The organism is Paralcaligenes ginsengisoli (assembly GCF_054781135.1).
Genome location: NZ_BAAGUZ010000033.1, coordinates 214,318 through 232,147, shown reverse-complemented (window position 1 = coordinate 232,147; position 17,830 = coordinate 214,318). Strand labels below are relative to the sequence as shown.

Annotated in this window: 9 protein-coding genes; 5 read left to right on the top strand and 4 right to left on the bottom strand. The window is 58.7% G+C overall.

The features are described 5' to 3' along the window. Nucleotides 1–9: 9 nt before the first annotated feature. Together parC and ACYVIS_RS17290 are read right to left on the bottom strand one after the other, a co-directional pair. Nucleotides 10–2,334 carry a DNA topoisomerase IV subunit A gene (gene parC / locus ACYVIS_RS17295; RefSeq protein WP_232743481.1) on the bottom strand — a complete coding sequence of 775 codons (2,325 nt, stop codon included), beginning with the start codon at nucleotides 2,332–2,334 and terminating at the stop codon, nucleotides 10–12. A gap of 65 nt (nucleotides 2,335–2,399) precedes the next feature. Then, on the bottom strand, nucleotides 2,400–4,361 hold the full coding sequence (locus ACYVIS_RS17290; RefSeq protein ID WP_232743482.1) for a DNA topoisomerase IV subunit B: 1,962 nt from the start codon (nucleotides 4,359–4,361) through the stop codon (nucleotides 2,400–2,402). 266 nt (nucleotides 4,362–4,627) lie between these two features. Here ACYVIS_RS17290 and trxA point away from each other — a divergent pair, with 266 nt between their 5' ends. The 3 genes from trxA (at nucleotide 4,628) to gdhA (ending at nucleotide 7,776) form a co-directional block, all read left to right on the top strand. After that, a complete protein-coding gene (gene trxA / locus ACYVIS_RS17285; RefSeq protein ID WP_460874569.1) occupies nucleotides 4,628–4,954 on the top strand; it encodes a thioredoxin TrxA in 327 nt (108 codons plus the stop codon). 68 nt (nucleotides 4,955–5,022) lie between these two features. Beyond that, on the top strand, nucleotides 5,023–6,279 hold the full coding sequence (gene rho, locus ACYVIS_RS17280; protein WP_232743484.1) for a transcription termination factor Rho: 1,257 nt from the start codon (nucleotides 5,023–5,025) through the stop codon (nucleotides 6,277–6,279). A gap of 156 nt (nucleotides 6,280–6,435) precedes the next feature. After that, nucleotides 6,436–7,776, top strand: a complete 1,341-nt coding sequence (gene gdhA, locus ACYVIS_RS17275; RefSeq protein ID WP_232743485.1) for an NADP-specific glutamate dehydrogenase — start codon at nucleotides 6,436–6,438, stop codon at nucleotides 7,774–7,776. A 20-nt stretch (nucleotides 7,777–7,796) separates the two neighbouring features. On the opposite strand, the gene ACYVIS_RS17270 is transcribed toward gdhA, so the two are convergent. Beyond that, nucleotides 7,797–11,438, bottom strand: coding sequence for a YhdP family protein (locus tag ACYVIS_RS17270; protein WP_460874568.1), 3,642 nt, complete (start codon nucleotides 11,436–11,438; stop codon nucleotides 7,797–7,799). Nucleotides 11,439–11,578: 140 nt separating this feature from the next. On the opposite strand from ACYVIS_RS17270, the gene glnE reads away from it, so the two are divergent. Then, on the top strand, nucleotides 11,579–14,353 hold the full coding sequence (gene glnE / locus ACYVIS_RS17265) for a bifunctional [glutamate--ammonia ligase]-adenylyl-L-tyrosine phosphorylase/[glutamate--ammonia-ligase] adenylyltransferase (protein ID WP_460874567.1): 2,775 nt from the start codon (nucleotides 11,579–11,581) through the stop codon (nucleotides 14,351–14,353). 56 nt (nucleotides 14,354–14,409) lie between these two features. Beyond that, the gene (locus ACYVIS_RS17260; RefSeq protein WP_232743488.1) at nucleotides 14,410–15,111 is read left to right on the top strand and encodes an epoxyqueuosine reductase QueH; all 702 of its coding nucleotides are present in this window, start codon (nucleotides 14,410–14,412) and stop codon (nucleotides 15,109–15,111) included. A 71-nt stretch (nucleotides 15,112–15,182) separates the two neighbouring features. Here the strand turns inward: ACYVIS_RS17260 and clpB are convergent, their stop codons facing one another. Further along, nucleotides 15,183–17,777, bottom strand: coding sequence for an ATP-dependent chaperone ClpB (clpB, locus tag ACYVIS_RS17255; RefSeq protein WP_232743489.1), 2,595 nt, complete (start codon nucleotides 17,775–17,777; stop codon nucleotides 15,183–15,185). Nucleotides 17,778–17,830: the final 53 nt, after the last annotated feature.

Sequence of the window (17,830 nt, the reverse complement as noted above, 5' to 3'; positions counted from 1 at the left end):
CTCGGACAATCAAGCTGGTTTACCGGCCTCGGGGGCCGCCAAGAGTGTAGGTTGCTTTACCTTGATCGACAAGAGCTTGCCTTTGCGTGCGCGTTTCCCTATATATTCCTCAAGCTCAGAGGCGTCCAGCACAAGCAGCGTCTCTTTGTTGCGGTAAATGCCGCTGGCGGCCAGGCCGGCCGGCCCAAAAACGACCCACTGCGCCACGATATCGGCCGTATCCAGCCCCATCAGTATGGTGCCGCGCCCGCCTCCCGACAAGGACTTGACCTCGGCCAGGGCCACCACCAGTATCCGGCCTTTTTTGCTCAGCATGGCCAGATATTCGTCGGCTTCACGCAGGGCCAGCGGTTTGAGCAGCGACTCGCCCTTGGCCAGGCTCATGAACTGTTTGCCCGCGCGCTGGCGTGTCGTCACGTCCTTGAGCGTGGCCGCGAATCCATAACCAGCGCTGTTGCCCAGAACATAGCGCTGCCCGTCGTCACCCGCAATCATATGAACGATGCGAGCGCCCTGCTCGACATCGATCATGGACGTGACGGGCTGGCCGTCGCCGCGCGCCGACGGCAGGCTGGAAACCGGCACAGTGTAGACCCGGCCGGTCGTGGAAAAAGCGATCAGATTATCTGTGCTGCGGCACTCCAGGGCGTCGTAGAGATCATCACCCGCCTTGAAGCCGAATTGGGTCCGGTCGTGGCCATGCCCTTGTCGCGCGCGCAACCAGCCCTTCTGCGACACAATGACGGTGACGGGCTCATCGACCACCCGCGTTTCCAGCACCGCACGTTCGGCCGTCTCGATCAGCGTGCGCCGTTCGTCGCCATACAGTTTGGCATCGGCTTCGATTTCCTTGACCATCAAACGCTTGAGCGCCGCCGGATTGTCAAGCAACTCCTGCAGCTTGAGCTGCTCATCCTTCTTTTCGGCCAGTTCTTTTTCTATCTTGAAACCTTCCAGGCGCGCCAATTGCCGCAAGCGCATTTCCAGGATATCTTCGGCCTGTCGTTCCGACAGGTCGAAGCGCTGCATCAAGGCCTGCCGTGGCTCGTCGGATTCCCGTATGGTCTGGATAACCTCATCGACATTCAGGTACACCACCATGCGGCCTTCCAGCACGTGAATGCGGTCGGTGACCTTGTCCAGGCGAAACTGGGTGCGGCGCGTCAGGGTTTGTGTGCGAAACCCCAGCCATTCGACCAGGACCTGGCGCAAGCCGCGCTGGCCCGGTCGCCCGTCGGTGCCTATGCACACCAGATTGATCGAAACGCTACTTTCCATGCTGGTTTGAGCCAGCAGGGTATTGACAAACTCGTCGCGGTCGATACGGCTGGTCTTGGGTTCGAATACCAGGCGAACCGACGCCTGCTTACCCGATTCGTCGCGCACGGTATCAAGCAGGCCCAGCATCAGTGCCTTGGTTTGCTGTTGCTCGGCGCCAAGGCTCTTTTTGCCTGCCCTGATTTTCGGATTGGTCAAATCCTCGATTTCCTCGAGGATTTTTTGCGACGACGTGCCCGGCGGCAGCTCGTGCACGACCAATTGCCATTGGCCGCGAGCCAGCTCTTCGAACTGCCAGCGCGCCCGGGCCTTGATCGACCCTTTGCCCTGGCCATATATATGGGCAATATCGGCCGGCGTCGAGATAATCTGGCCACCGCCGGCAAAATCGGGCCCCGGCACCAGACCGAACAACTCGTCGTCCGAAAGCTTCGGGTTTTTTAACAGGGCCACGCTCGCCTGCGCAATTTCGCGCAGATTATGGGAGGGAATTTCGGTCGCCATACCTACGGCAATACCCGAGGCTCCGTTCAACAACATGACAGGCAAACGCGCCGGCAACATGGCCGGCTCGGTCTGGCTACCATCGTAGTTGGGGACGAAATCGACCGTTCCCTCATCCAGCTCATCCAGCAATACCCGCGCAAAAGGAGTAAGCCGCGCTTCCGTGTAACGCATGGCGGCCGCATTATCGCCGTCGCGCGAACCAAAATTGCCCTGGCCGTCAACCAGGGGATAACGCAGGGTGAAATCCTGGGCCATGCGCACCATGGCGTCGTAGGCGGCCTGATCGCTATGCGGATGGTATTTGCCCAGAACATCGCCAACGACACGCGCCGACTTGACCGGCTTGGCGTTCGCCCCCAGCCCCATAGCCTGCATGGCAAACAAAATGCGGCGCTGCACCGGCTTTTGTCCGTCAGCCACCTCGGGCAAGGCCCGGCCACGCACTACCGAGATCGCGTAATCCAGGTAGGCCTGTTCCGCATAGTTTGCCAACAAAATACGTTCGCTGTTTTGGCCTTCGTCAAACAGGCCTGCTTGTGTGCTATCCATATATTCCAGTATCTCTTTGTCTATCTACGACAGGCGCCGGCAAAAAATTTCACGCGTCCAAAAGCTCAAACATCCACCTCGGCCAGATTGCCTTTTTCTTCCAGCCAACTGCGGCGCTGCGCCGATTCGCCCTTGCCCATCAGCATGTCGAACATCCGGGTCGTTGCATCGACGCCCAGTTCGCCGCAGCTAATCGGCATCAACCGACGGGTATCCGGATTCATGGTGGTGTCCCAAAGCTGTTCGGAGCTCATTTCGCCCAGGCCCTTGAAGCGGCTGATGCTCCAGGCCCCATCCCGCACTCCTTCCTTGAGCAATTTGTCCTGGATCGCTTCAAGCTCGCCCTGGTCCAGGCAATATAGCTTGCGCGCAGGACGCTTGCCCAAAGCCGGCACATCGACACGGAACAAGGGGGGACGCGCGACGTACACATGGCCGGCTTCGACCAGTCTGGGGAAATGCTTGAAGAACAGGGTCAACAACAGTACCTGGATGTGCGAACCATCGACGTCGGCGTCGGACAGGATGCAAATCCGTCCATAGCGCAAGCCCGACAAATCGGCCTGGTCGTTCGGCCCATGCGGGTCGACCCCGATCGCCACCGCAATGTCGTGAATCTCATTATTGGCAAACAACCGGTCGCGCTCGACCTCCCAGGAGTTGAGCACCTTGCCGCGCAAAGGCAAAACCGCCTGGAATTCCTTGTCGCGCCCCATTTTCGCCGATCCGCCCGCGGAGTCTCCCTCGACCAGGAACACTTCGGTCCGGCTGACATCGCTGGATTCGCAATCGGTCAGCTTGCCGGGTAAAACCGCCACGCCCGAGCTCTTGCGTTTTTCCACCTTCTGGGCCGAGCGCGCACGGGCCTGGGCCTGGCGAATCGCGCTATCGGCCAATTTCTTGCCATACTCGACATTGGCGTGCAACCACAGGTCGAGCGCGTTCTTGGCGAAGCCGCCAACCAGGCGGACTGCATCGCGGCTATTGAGCCGTTCCTTGATCTGCCCCTGGAACTGTGGATCGAGCACCTTGGCCGACAGTACGAAACTGGCCCGCGCAAACACATCTTCAGGCAAGAGCTTGACCCCCTTGGGTATCAAACCATGAAGTTCGGCAAACGACTTGACCGCGGCAAACAGGCCTTCGCGCAGACCCGCTTCGTGGGTTCCGCCCGCCGTGGTCGAAATCAGGTTCACATACGATTCCCGTACAACCGGCCCATCCATCGTCCAGACCACCACCCACTGCGCGCCCTCGCCGGGTGCAAAGGTGTCGTGATCGGCATCGGCATATTGCCGGCCTTCGAAGGCCGGCACCACGGTCTCGGCATCACCCAGCGCCTCGTTCAGATAGCCGCGCAGGCCCTCTTCATACTGCCAGTTTCTGGTTTCGCCCGTTTTCTCGATTGTCAGGGAAACCTTGATGCCGCTGAGCAGTACCGCCTTGCTGCGCAGAACGTGCACCAGTTCCGCCATGGGTATCGAAGCATTATCGAAATACTTGGGGTTGGGCCGGACACGCACCCAGGTCCCGGTTTTCTTGCGACTGACCGGCTCCAGCTCTTTCAGCGGCGTGAGCACGTCGCCGTCTGCAAATGTTATTTCGTGCGTCCGGCCATCGCGCCAGACCCGCACATCGAGCCGCGACGAAAGTGCATTGGTGACCGAAACGCCAACACCGTGCAGGCCTCCGGAAAACGCATAAGCGCCATCGGCCTTCTTGTCGAACTTGCCGCCGGCGTGCAGGCGGGTAAAAACCAGTTCAACCACCGGCGCATGCTCTTCCGGGTGCAAACCCACGGGTATGCCGCGGCCGTCGTCTTCCACCGAGATACTCGCGTCGGCATGCAGGGTGACTTTGATATGCTGGGCAAAGCCCGCCAGCGCTTCATCGGCGGCGTTGTCGATGACTTCCTGCACTATATGCATGGGACTTTCGGTACGGGTGTACATCCCCGGACGCTGGCGCACGGGCTCCAGCCCTTTCAATACTCGAATAGATGCTTCGTCGTAGCGTGATGTAGCCAAGTTATCCCCAAATTTCTGTGGACAAAAACCCTTATTTTAAGGACGAAGTGAAAATTGCCGCTCAAAACGCCCCAGGCGCCCTGTCCACGGCCCTGCCGCAGGCCGGGCCGGACCCGCGCCATGCGTTCGGGGGCCGACAGTGGTATGCTTGTAGTCATTCGGCAACAGATACACACAATCCAATAATAGAATTCGTTGTATCTATGCCCAGTCTTCCCGTATAGTTTTCACATATCCCTGATTCTGACCCCAATTCTTCTTCCATCATGAGCGAATCTATCAAACACGTAAGCGACGCCAGCTTTGAGGCGGATGTGCTTAATTCCGACCTGCCGGTGCTGGTTGACTATTGGGCTGCCTGGTGCGGCCCCTGCAAAATGATTGCCCCGCTGCTCGAGGCGGCCGCCCAGGAATACCAGGGCCGTGTCACCATTGCCAAGGTCGATGTCGACGCCAATCCCGATACAGCCGCCAAATTCGGCATTCGCGGCATACCGACACTCATGCTGTTCAAAGGCGGCAAGGCCGCGGCCACCAAGGTGGGCGCCCTGTCCAAATCCCAACTCACCAGTTTTCTCGACGAATCCTTGTAAAATAGTCTGTTTCGCGCGAGCCTATTCTGGGCTCGCCACTTGCTTGCAAATACCCCCTCCACTCTCTCATGCACCTCTCAGAACTAAAAGCGCAGCACGTCTCGCAGCTGCTCGAAATCGCCGCTGGCCTGGAAATCGAAAACGCCGGCCGCCTGCGCAAACAAGAACTCATGTTTGCCATCATGAAGCGCCGCGCCAAACAAGGCGAACAGATTTTCGGCGATGGCGTCCTTGAGGTTCTGCCCGACGGCTTTGGTTTTTTACGCTCGCCCGACACGTCTTATCAGGCCAGCACCGACGACATCTACATTTCGCCGTCGCAAATTCGCCGCTTCAACCTGCACACGGGCGACTCCATCGAAGGCGAGGTGCGCACCCCCAAAGACGGCGAACGTTATTTTGCCCTGGTCAAGGTCGACAAGGTCAACGGCATGCAACCCGAGGTCATCAAACATCGCATCATGTTTGAAAACCTCACGCCGCTGCACCCGAACCAGGTCATGACCCTGGAGCGCGACAGCCGCAGCGAAGAAAACATCACCGGCCGCATCCTGGACATCTTCGCCCCCATAGGCAAAGGCCAGCGCGCCCTGATCGTGGCCAGCCCCAAGTCCGGTAAAACGGTCATCATGCAGCATATCGCGCATGCCATCAGCACCAACTATCCCGACGCGGTTCTCATCGTGCTGCTGGTCGACGAGCGCCCTGAAGAAGTTACCGAAATGTCGCGTACGGTGCGCGGTGAAGTCGTCGCCTCCACATTCGATGAGCCCGCAACGCGCCATGTGCAAGTGGCCGAAATGGTTATCGAAAAAGCCAAGCGCCTGGTCGAACTGAAAAAAGACGTCGTGATCCTGCTCGATTCCATCACACGCCTGGCGCGCGCTTACAACACAGTCGTGCCGGCCTCGGGCAAAGTCCTTACGGGCGGCGTAGACGCCAATGCCCTGCAACGGCCGAAGCGCTTTTTCGGCGCGGCCCGCAATCTGGAAGAAGGCGGCTCGCTCACCATTATCGGTACGGCGCTGATCGAAACCGGCAGCCGCATGGACGAAGTCATTTACGAGGAATTCAAAGGCACCGGCAACTCCGAGCTGCACCTCGAACGCCGCCTGGCTGAAAAACGCGTCTACCCGGCCATCAACCTGAACCGATCGGGCACGCGCCGTGAAGAATTGCTCATCAAGCCTGAGCTTCTGCAAAAAATCTGGGTGCTGCGCAAGTTCATTCACGACATGGACGAAGTCGAGGCAATGGAGTTTATTCTGGACAAAATCCGGGCAACCAAAACCAACTCCGAATTTTTCGACATGATGAAAAAATAAACACTTGCGACAGCCGGCAAGCTTCCTCGCGGAAAGTTTGCCGGCTTTGTCATCACAACTGCGGCTGCCCTTCGTGCAAAACAAAAACAGGCAGCCGTTTTCCATGCGGGCCTGCAGCCTCTGGCCTGGCCTGCCTTATACGGAGAGCACTCACTGATGAAACTACCTACGCTGGATCAATTTCTTGAGCATATCCGGGCGCGCGACCCCAATCAGCCCGAATTCATGCAGGCCGTCAAAGAAGTCATGAACAGCCTGTGGCCGTTCATTGAAAAGAATCCGCGCTACGCCGATCAAGGCCTGCTGTATCGCCTGGTCGAGCCCGAGCGCGCGATCCAGTTCAGAATTTCATGGGTCGACGACAAGGGCCATGTACAGGTCAACCGCGGTTTCCGTATCCAGCACAGTTCGGCTATCGGCCCTTTCAAGGGTGGGATGCGGTTTCATCCTTCAGTAAATCTGTCCATCCTCAAATTCCTGGCTTTCGAACAGACCTTCAAAAACGCGCTGACCACGCTTCCCATGGGCGGCGGCAAAGGAGGATCGGATTTCGACCCCAAGGGCAAGTCCGATGCCGAAGTCATGCGCTTCTGCCAGGCGCTCATTCTTGAACTCTACCGTCACCTGGGGCCCGATACCGACGTACCCGCCGGCGATATGGGTGTCGGCGGGCGCGAGGTCGGCTTTATGGCCGGCATGATGAAAAAACTGTCGAACTCGGCAGCCAGCGTCTTTACCGGCAAAGGCATTGCCTTCGGCGGCAGCCTGATCCGCCCCGAAGCCACCGGCTATGGCACCGTGTACTTTGCCGAGGAAATGCTCAAGCGCGCGAACCAATCCATCGAAGGCCTGACCGTATCCGTATCGGGCTCGGGCAATGTTGCGCAATATGCCATTGAAAAATGCATGCAGCTCGGCGCCAAGGTCGTTACTGTCTCGGATTCGCATGGCGCGGTCGTCGATCCGGCCGGATTCACTCCCGAAAAATTGGCTGCGCTGATCGAACTCAAGAATGAAAAACGCGGTCGGGTCGAAACCTACGCCAAGCAGTTCAAACTCGCCTACGAAACCGGCAAGCGGCCCTGGCATGTTCCCGTCGACGTTGCGCTGCCTTGCGCCACACAAAACGAGCTGGAACTCGACGACGCCAAAACTCTTATCAAGAATGGCGTACGCTGCATCGCCGAAGGGGCCAATATGCCCACCAGCCTTGACGCCGTCGATGCCTTCATCCATGCCCGCGTCCTGTACGCCCCGGGCAAGGCCAGCAACGCTGGCGGCGTTGCTGTGTCTGGCCTGGAAATGAGCCAGAATGCGCAGCGCCTTCACTGGACACGCGAAGAAGTCGATAACAAACTGCATGCCATCATGCGCAGTATCCACGAGAACTGCGTCAAGCATGGTCTGCAGGACAACTACGTCAATTACGTCAATGGCGCCAATATTGCCGGCTTCGTCAAGGTTGCCGACGCCATGCTGCAACAGGGCGTTTACTGATAGCCTGTTTTTCCCCTGGGCTACTTGGCGCCAGGGGATTTTTTCGGCTCGTCGGCAGCAGGAATTTTTACGTGGGCAAGCTCTTTTATCTGAGGGTCGCTCCAGTTTCCCCTGACCTGATACTGCACCGTCATCGCCTTGGCCAAGGGCCCGCGCAATAACCATTGCGTCAGGAAGGCACCGATACCCACAATGGGATTAATGGCGATCCCGGCCGCGACGGCGGCTCCGCTGACGTCCAGATTCGGCACGACCACGGCTTGCAAATCGAGTTTTTCATTAGTCAGATTGACATTGCCGCCAATAACGATCGTGCCGGCAGGACCCGTGACACGGTAGTTGTCGGTTGTCATGACGCCCCGATCCACTTTTATCGTTCCACGCAAATTGTCGTACGGAAAGCCATCCTTGAGCAGACTGCCGGGACTGAACTTGAACGTAGCCAGACGTTGTATCGACTGCAGGGAAAGCAACTCGAGCAAACGAGCCGATTTCGAATTGATATTGCTGAAGCGCCCTTTTTTCAGGCTGAAATCCAGGTTGCCGCTCAAATCGGACTTTTCATATGTCCAGGGCAGATTGCGCCACTCTATCTGGCCTTTGACCGAACCCGCTCCTCCCGACATGACATTCTTGAAACCGAGCTGATTGAAATACGCTCCCAAATCCGTGGTATTGACGACGGCGTCCAGCGTCAGGCCGCGCTGCGGCCCCTTCAGACGCCATGCCCCGGAGCCCGTCAACTGAGTCGAGGCGCCTTTCAGGCTCAGCGTGTCGAGACGCCATAGCTCGCCCCGCGACTGATTCACCCCCACCAGCGACAGCTGGCCGAACTCGTGGCCATACATGCTGAATGCCCGCACCTGCAAATCGATGGCAGGTATGTCCAGAGTATCGTCCGGCGCGGTCTCTTTGTCGTCCGGCGAAGCGGCGTCCGTGTCGCTGCCGCTATCGGCCCGGCCCAGCGCCAGGCGATCGAATTTCGCATTGATCCGACCGGCTACCTTGCCCTGCGCCTCGCGCCAGAACATAGTCCCGGCAGTCTGCGACGAGCTCACGTCGACCCGCCATTGCATGGGCTCGGGTTGCCGCGCCGTGAAAGTGGCCTGATCCAGATCAAGACCTCGGAAATGCACTGTTTTCGCCTGCAGGCGCAATTGATGCACATCGGGCAGCAAGGGGCGTTCGCGTCGGGCGCCAGCGTTCGGCAAGCCGACCGAAAATTCATCGACAATCTGCTTCCAGAGACCGGCATCGATCTCGGGATACTGCACATCGACATTCATTCCCGCGGGCAGCATGGCCGGCTTTTGATTCACCCCCGCCACGCCGGCGTAAAAGTAAGAGGCCGTCTTGATTTTCGTGGAGTGCAACAACGTTGCACTGATATCGGGACCCAGGCTCAGGCTCAGGTCCGTATCGCCGCCTGGCTTGTCGCGAGCCCAGCTCAAGTGCAAAGGCAGGGTTTGGTTCGATGTCTTGCCCAGGGGCGGCGGAAAATCCATACCCAGTCCCACCAATGTGGAATCAAGCGTAACCGCCAGCGCCTTGGAGTGAGGACGATGCACCACGGCCCGATAGGGAATCTGCCCTTGCAAGCGTTTCAGGCCTGCAACGCCCCCATATTCGGTCAGCGCCTTGGCCGAGAGACTGCCATGAATCTGCAGACCCTTTTGCGCTCCTCCGATTCCCCCGCTGGCGGCGAGCGGCCCCCCAAGAAACTCGCCTTTGACATTTTCAGCCTTGATTTCCGTATCGGAAAAATCCAGAGAACCCGCCAGGCGCTTGAACGGCGGCATTTCGGGCATCAGGGTCAAAGTGCCGCCACCAAAGCGGATAGTTCCGTGCACCGTAGTTTCCCGGCTGTGCAATAAGGGAATCTTCAGGGAAAGCGGCACTTCCCAGTTATCCTGGGCCTGGGCATCGTCGAAATCGCCATTGAGCATCTCTCCCAAAGGGGAATGGTGCATCAGTGCCAGGTATGCGGACGCAGGGGCAACAGTTTCACCCTCGATGCTTAAAATCGAGTTGTTCTCGATGTTCGGAATACGCGCCTCAAGTCCGTGCAAGCTTATTTTTTGGCCCTTCACAGGTAACATCGAGGCCTGATCCGCAGTCAGCCGCAGGTCGGCTCGGTGCAGCCGCACTGTGCCAACCATGTCGGCCAGTTGCGGCCAGCCCAGTTTTTTTCCTTCAGGGGGCAAATAATCGATACTCCCGCCTGTGTAGCGGCCCTGGACATCGAAATCCCCTTGTTCGGGATGATCCTCGAAGGGGAAAAACTCCAGGTCTCCTTTGAGCAATAGTTGCGCATCGTGAATCTGGCCCCCAGTCAAACCCTTGGCCATCCATTCGCGCGCGTCCAGATTGACGGTATTGGGCAAGTACTGGTCAATGGCGGCGATCGCGGCACGTTTGAAGGTTCCGTGGATATCGGCCACACCGGCCGCTCCCGTCCCACCCTCCTGCCAACTTCCCTGCAAGCGCGCATCCATGTCGTGGTTGAGTAGATCGACCTGATCGAACGCGGCGCGCATGGCCTGATTGTCCTGGCGGCTGATGGTGCCACGAGCCGCGATACGTTCAAAGTTCAGGGGATATTGGAAGACATCCGCGGCGTGCACAGCCAAGGCCTGCGTCTCGAAGCGGAACTGGACCGCCGTTTCCGGCTCTGGTTGGGGGCTGGCCGCCGCGGCAGAAGCATCCGCTCGAGGGCCTGCCGCATCGGTCGGCATATTCGGTGCGACCGGAGGTGAAAAAATCCGCTCAAAACCGCCCCAGGGCCCCGCCAGGTACAGCCGGGCCATATCGGCTTGCACGCTGGCGTCGGGACCCATTGTCCAACGCCCGTGCTTGACTGTCACATCCGAGGTAAAACGATCCAGGCGCCCATGCTGGATGCCCAGCCAAGCCTGTGCCGAGACTTCGCCGGACTGGAGATTTTGCGGCAAGTCGAACCAGGGTTTCCAGCCCAGCGGCAGCATTTCGCCTACTTTCATGTAAAGCTGCCCGGACCAGGGAGAGGGTGTCGGGCCTGTGCGGGCCGGATGCTCGAACTCGCCCCGGATGTCCAGCGAAGCCCCCAAAGACTCGGGAGGCGTGGCCACCAGCGAAAATCGATGTTCGGGCGCCTGATTATGAATCTTCAGCGTGACATGCTTCAACACCAAAGGGCCCGCATCGCGCCGCTCGTCAATCCAGCGTAAAGTGGAATCCCGCAGGACGATCTGGCGCTGAGTGGTCAGCCAGCGAATAGCCGCTCCGTCGGCATCAGGCGCCTGATTGTCGGACGCATCCAGCCCGAACGAATAGCCCAACGCCCAGATCTGCTGCTGTCGATCGCGGCGCACACTGAGGTCAAGGCCAAGCGCCTCGATATTTACAAACTGCGGCGACCAGTGCAAAAGGCTGCGCCAACTGAGTTCGGCTCGCACTTGCGGCAGGCGCAGCAGGCGATGCTGCTGGGCATCGACAAAATTGACGCCACGCAACTGCAGAGACAGATTCGGGCCATTCCAGTCTGCCGCGACATGGTCCAGGGTGACCTGAGCATCCAGAGCATTCGACAATTCCTGGCTTATGTAAGGACGCCACTGGTCGATATGGGGCAGCACCCAATAACGTACTCCCAGCAATAGCGCGGCCAACAAAAAATAGGCCACTAAAGCCACTCGGCCTATAAAACGGACAAAACCTGAAATTTGACGCACGGAATGAAATTAGCCAGAACAAGAAGAATTGCAGTATCTTGCGAGTCTTATACCTGAAATTACGATTGCCGTCCTCACTATTTGTAAACTCCATGCCCGAACTTAAACTATTGGAACCAGCCTTGCTCTGGTCAGGAGCCTTGCGCCGCAAAACCGGGGCCAACGCCGCTTTCAAGCAGTGGCTGTGTCAGGCTGCCCAGCATCCGGTCACACGCCAATCGATTCAAACCTGGTTTACCGAATTCGTTCCACCCAGGCCGGAAAGCTCCCCGGCCCTGCCCGAAGTGCGCCGGGCCCTGCGCCAACTGCGGGAGCGGGTTTTCTTTACCCTGATGGTGCGGGACATCAACGGCGAGGCTCCCTTGGCCGAAGTCGTGGCGGCGATGTCGGCGCTGGCCGATCTGGCCATTGCGCAATCCTATCAATGCGTGGCCGCCGAGCTGGCCCAAACCCACGGTATTCCCACAGACCCCGGCACGGGCCTGCCGCAAGAAATGCTGATCGTAGGCATGGGCAAGCTCGGCGGCAAAGAACTGAATGTGTCGTCCGATATCGATCTGATCATGCTGTACGGCGAAGAAGGCGAAACCACCGGGCGGCGCAAGATCAGCTATCACGAATTTTACGGCCGGCTTACCCAGCGCATGATGCCGGTCCTGTCCGACATCGATGCGCATGGCCAGGTATTTCGCACCGATCTGCGCCTGCGCCCCGATGGCGACTCGGGGCCGCTGGCCTGGAGCCTGGATGCTTTTGAAAACTACCTGTTCACCCAAGGCAGGGAATGGGAACGCTATGCCTGGCTAAAGGGCCGGATCATTCCCTGCCAGGCCTTTCCCTCCAGCGACACATCAAAGCAAGTAGCGCAGTTCGAATCCTTGCGTACACCTTTTGTCTATCGCAAGTATTTCGATTTCGACTCCCTAGCGTCCCTGAGGGCCTTGCGCGAACGCATACGCCAGGACTGGCAACGGCGGGCCATGGCGCGCAACGGAATCGATACCACCCACAATATCAAGCTGGGCGACGGCGGAATACGTGAAATCGAATTCGTAGTGCAACTGACCCAGTTGATCCGCGGCGGACGCATGCCGTCCTTGCAGCAGCGCGGTCTGATAACCGCCTTACACCGGCAAAAAGATGCGGGCATCATTTCATCCGACGATGCCGAACAACTGGAAACGGCCTATGTTTTCCTGCGTCGCACCGAACATCTTCTGCAATACCGCGAAGACGAGCAGACCCATTTATTGCCCAGCGATCCGGCTCTGCGCATGGGACTGGCGCACGCCATGGGTTTAAGCCCGGAAATTTTCGAATCCACCCTCGCCGCCCATCGCACCTTTGTCACCCAGCTATTTTGCAACGCCTTCCGGATTGCCGGTGTAGGTGAAGACGAAGCCAAGGGCTCGCCCGGCAAGCCGGGCGTTGCACACTGCGCCAGCCTCGGCGAACATATACAGACCCAGTTGGGCGGCCAAAACGATATTCTGGACCAGCGAGTCGAAGCCCTGCTGGACAGCCACCGGATACGCAGCCTGCCGGGCACCAGCCGCAAGCGGGTCGAAGCGCTGCTGCCGGCGGCCATCAGCGCGGCGGCAAAAACCGCCAATCCCCAGCAAACCGCAATCCGGCTGTTCGATCTCATTGAGCAAATAGCACAGCGCAGCGCCTATTTGGCGCTGCTGGCCGAGTACCCCGAAACCTTGGCGCGCGTCGCACGCATCGTAGCCGCCAGCCCCTGGGCATCTCAATATCTCAGTCAATACCCCTTGCTGCTCGACAGCCTGATCGAATGGCGCTCCCTGCTTGCGCCACCCGATTTTGGCCAGATCGCCCAACAACTCCGCACCGATCTCGATGCTTGCCTTTTGCCCAATGGCCGGGCCGATGTCGAGCAGCAAATGAACCTCATGCGCGACGTCCAGCGCCAAGTGAGCTTCCAGCTTCTGGCGCAGGACCTGGAGGGAGTGCTGAGCGTGGAAAAACTGGCGGATCAGCTCTCGGCCCTGGCCGACATGCTGCTGGCCGAAACGATTTTCCGCGTCTGGCCGCTCGTGCAGCCCAAGGGCAATGCGGCAGGCGATTTGCCCTCCCCCAAGTTTGCCGTCATTGCCTATGGCAAGCTGGGCGGCAAGGAAATTGGCTACGCCTCCGATCTGGATCTCGTTTTCATATACGACGATACACGCGAAGACGCGATGGAAATTTATGCCAAGCTGGGACGGCGCATGACATCGTGGCTGTCAACCATGACATCCTCGGGGCGCCTTTACGAAGTCGACCTGCGGCTGCGACCCGACGGCGACGCGGGCCTGCTGGCCGTATCGCTGGACGCCTTTGCCCAATATCAGCTTAACCATGCCTGGGCCTGGGAGCATCAAGCCTTGACCCGGGCACGCTATGCCGTAGGCGACTCTTCCGTGGGCAATAAATTCGAGGAAATCCGCAACCAGGTTCTGCTGCTGCCCCGCGACCCGCAAGCACTCAAGCAAGAAGTTCAGGCCATGCGGCAAAAAATCGGCTCCGGCCACCCCAACCCGTCTGCCGATTTCGACTTGAAACACGATCGGGGCGGTATGGTCGATATCGAGTTCGTCACGCAATACCTGGTGTTGTGCCACGCATCCAGGCATCCGGTTCTGCTCCGTAATCTGGGCAATATCACACTTCTGCGCCTGGCTTCGGAAGCCGGCCTGATAGACGCGGAAATCGCAACCGGAGCGGCTGACGCCTATCGCCTGTTCCGCAAGGTGCAGCACGAACTGCGTCTGCAAGGCGCGGAAAAAGCCCGTGTGCCGCAGAATCAAATGACTGCCGAGCGCGCAGTGGTGCATCAGCTTTGGAATACCGTCATTGGGGATTAAAATACACGTCTTGCCTAACTGAATACGGCACGCTTCGCCCCGCGTGCCCGCATGCCATGACTGACATTCAACGCCCCAAGCTCGTACTGCCCGACAACCGCCGCAAGGTGTTGCTGCATTCGTGCTGCGCTCCCTGTTCTGGCGAAGTCATGGAAGCCATATCCGCCTCGGGCATCGATTATTCGATTTATTTCTACAACCCGAATATTCATCCCGATCGCGAATACGAAATCCGCAAAAACGAAAACATCCGTTTTGCCGAGCAGCACGGCATCGAATTTATCGATGCCGACTACGACAGGGACAACTGGTTCGAACGCGTCAAAGGCCTGGAAAACGAACCCGAACGCGGCCAACGCTGCACAGCCTGCTTCGATATGCGTTTCGAACGCACCGCCCTGTATGCGCACGAACACGGCTTCGACACAATCAGCAGTTCACTGGGCATTTCGCGCTGGAAGGATATGAACCAAATAAACGGCTGCGGCGAACGGGCCGCGGCGCGCTACCCCGAGCTGATCTACTGGACCTACAATTGGCGTAAAGGCGGCGGTTCGGCCCGCATGATCGAAATCAGCAAACGCGAAGAGTTCTACCAGCAAGAATACTGCGGTTGTGTATATTCTCTGCGAGACACCAACCGGCACCGGCGTGCCCAGGGACGCGAACGCGTCAAGATCGGCATCAAGTTCTACGGCAAGGACGAAATCGAACTCAACCCTCCGCCATCGGTCGGCGACAAGCCGGCGCAAGGCTAAAAACCCGGTTTTGCAAGAGCGTAAAACCGGCGTGGCCAACAGGCGGGCGGCCCTTGTGGCCGCCCGCGCTGCTATTGCAGGGTCCGCGAAAACACGAACTTGTCGTTTTTCCAGTCCACCGGCACCACATCCCTGGGGCCGAACTTGCCTTCCAGTATCAGGCGCGCAATCGGGTTTTCGATGTGCTGCTGAATGGCGCGCTTGAGCGGCCGGGCGCCGAACACCGGATCGAAACCTGCGCGAGCCAGTTGAGCCAGGGCCGCATCGGATACCTCGAGCCGCATTTCCTGCGTCGCCATGCGCTGAGCCAGGCGGCGCAATTGGATCCGTGCAATCGCCTCGATGTGCCTGGATTCCAGTGCATGAAACACCACGACTTCGTCGATACGATTCAAAAACTCCGGACGGAACGACTCTTTAAGCCCATCCCAGATAACTTCCTTGATCACGTCGTAGGGCTGGCCGATCATGTTCTGTATATGCTGCGAACCCAAATTGGAGGTCATCACGATAACCGTATTGCGGAAATCAACCGTACGCCCCTGGCCGTCGGTCAGGCGCCCGTCATCCAGCACCTGCAGCAGCACGTTGAAAACATCGGGATGCGCCTTTTCGATCTCGTCGAGCAAAATGACGCTGTACGGTTTGCGGCGCACAGCCTCGGTCAGATAACCGCCCTCTTCATAGCCCACATAACCCGGCGGCGCACCGATCAGGCGGGCCACGGAATGCTTTTCCATGAATTCGCTCATGTCGATACGGATCAAATGATCGTCGGAATCGAACAGGAAGTTGGCCAAAGCCTTGGTAAGCTCGGTTTTGCCCACGCCGGTAGGGCCCAGGAACAGAAAGGAGCCAGAGGGACGGCCCGGGTCGGACAAGCCGGCCCGGGAACGACGGATTGCGTCGGCAACCAGACTGACGGCCTCGTCCTGCCCCACTACCCGCTGATGCAGGAAATCTTCGATGCCAAGCAATTTGGTACGCTCACCCTGCATCATTTTGGCAACCGGTATTCCGGTTGCCCGGGCCACGACCTCGGCGATTTCCTCGGCACCCACTTCGGTACGCAACAGACGCGGGTGTTCGGGATCGGAAACCGCCTGATGGCCGGCCTCGGCCGCCTTCAGACGGCCCTCGAGCTCAGGCAATTTGCCATATTGCAGCTCGGCCAGCTTGTCGAATTGGCCTTTGCGTTGCAGGTCGGCCATCTCGGCTCGCGTGCGTTCGATTTCTTCCTTGACCGACTGCGAACCCTGCACCGCCGCTTTTTCGGCCTTCCAGATTTCCTCGTAATCGTTGTACTCGCGCTGATGCTTTTCGAGCTCGTCTTCGATTACCTTGAGGCGCCGCAAGGAACCTTCGTCGGACTCCTTTTTTACCGCTTCACGTTCGATTTTCAGCTGAATGATACGCCGGTCCAGCTTGTCCATGACCTCGGGCTTGGAATCGATTTCCATGCGTATGCGAGCAGCCGCCTCGTCGATGAGATCGATAGCCTTGTCAGGTAGAAACCGGTCGGTAATATAGCGGTTCGACAACTCAGCCGCGGCTACGATGGCCGGGTCTGTGATGGCTACACCGTGATGCAGCTCGTAGCGTTCCTGCAAGCCGCGCAGAATGGCAATCGTCGATTCGACATCGGGCTCGTTGACGAGCACTTTCTGGAAACGGCGCTCCAGGGCGGCATCTTTCTCTATGTACTTGCGATACTCGTCGAGAGTCGTGGCGCCTATGCAATGCAGCTCGCCGCGCGACAAGGCGGGCTTGAGCATATTGCCCGCGTCCATGGCGCCCTCGGCCTTTCCGGCCCCCACCATGGTGTGCAACTCATCGATGAAAACAATGGTGCCCCCGGCATCTTGAGAAAGCTCTTTCAGCACCGATTTCAGGCGTTCTTCGAATTCTCCGCGAAATTTGGCGCCAGCCAGCAAAGCCGCCATGTCCAGCGACAGTACGCGCTTTCCTTTAAGAGTCTCAGGCACCTCGTTGTTGATGATGCGCTGAGCCAGGCCTTCGACAATCGCAGTTTTGCCAACCCCCGGTTCGCCAATCAGGACCGGGTTGTTTTTGGTGCGACGCTGCAGGATCTGTATGGTCCGGCGAATTTCGTCATCGCGCCCAATCACCGGATCGAGCTTGCCCTGCCGCGCGCGCTCGGTTAAATCAAGCGTGTATTTGGACAAGGCTTCGCGATTCGACTCGCCTTCGGAGTCGGACACCGAAGCGCCGCCGCGCACCGCATCGATAGCGGTTTCAAGCGCCTTGCGCTGCAGGCCGGCTTCGCGCAGTATGCGCCCCGCTTCGCCTTTATCGTCGGCCAGCGCCAGAAGAAAAAGCTCGCTGGCGATATAAGTATCGCCGCGATTGGACGCCTCTTTATCGGTGCGTGCCAGTACTGCCTGCAGATCGCGGCCAACCTGGATATTGCCTTCGGAGCCCCGCACTTGCGGCAAGGCCTCGATGGCCGCATTGACGGCCGGAACTATCCGATTGACGGCAACACCGGCCCGCGCAAGCAGCCCGCCCGCGCCGCTTTCCGGATCGGCCAGCAACGCGGCCAGCACATGTACGGGTTCTATATAGGGATTATCATGCTTGATGGACAGGCTTTGCGCGTCGGAAATCGCCTGCTGAAATTTGGTTGTCAGTTTGTCGAATCGCATAATCGTTTCGCTTGATCAAAGGGGAAGAGCCGTGCTCGAATAATGATTATGTG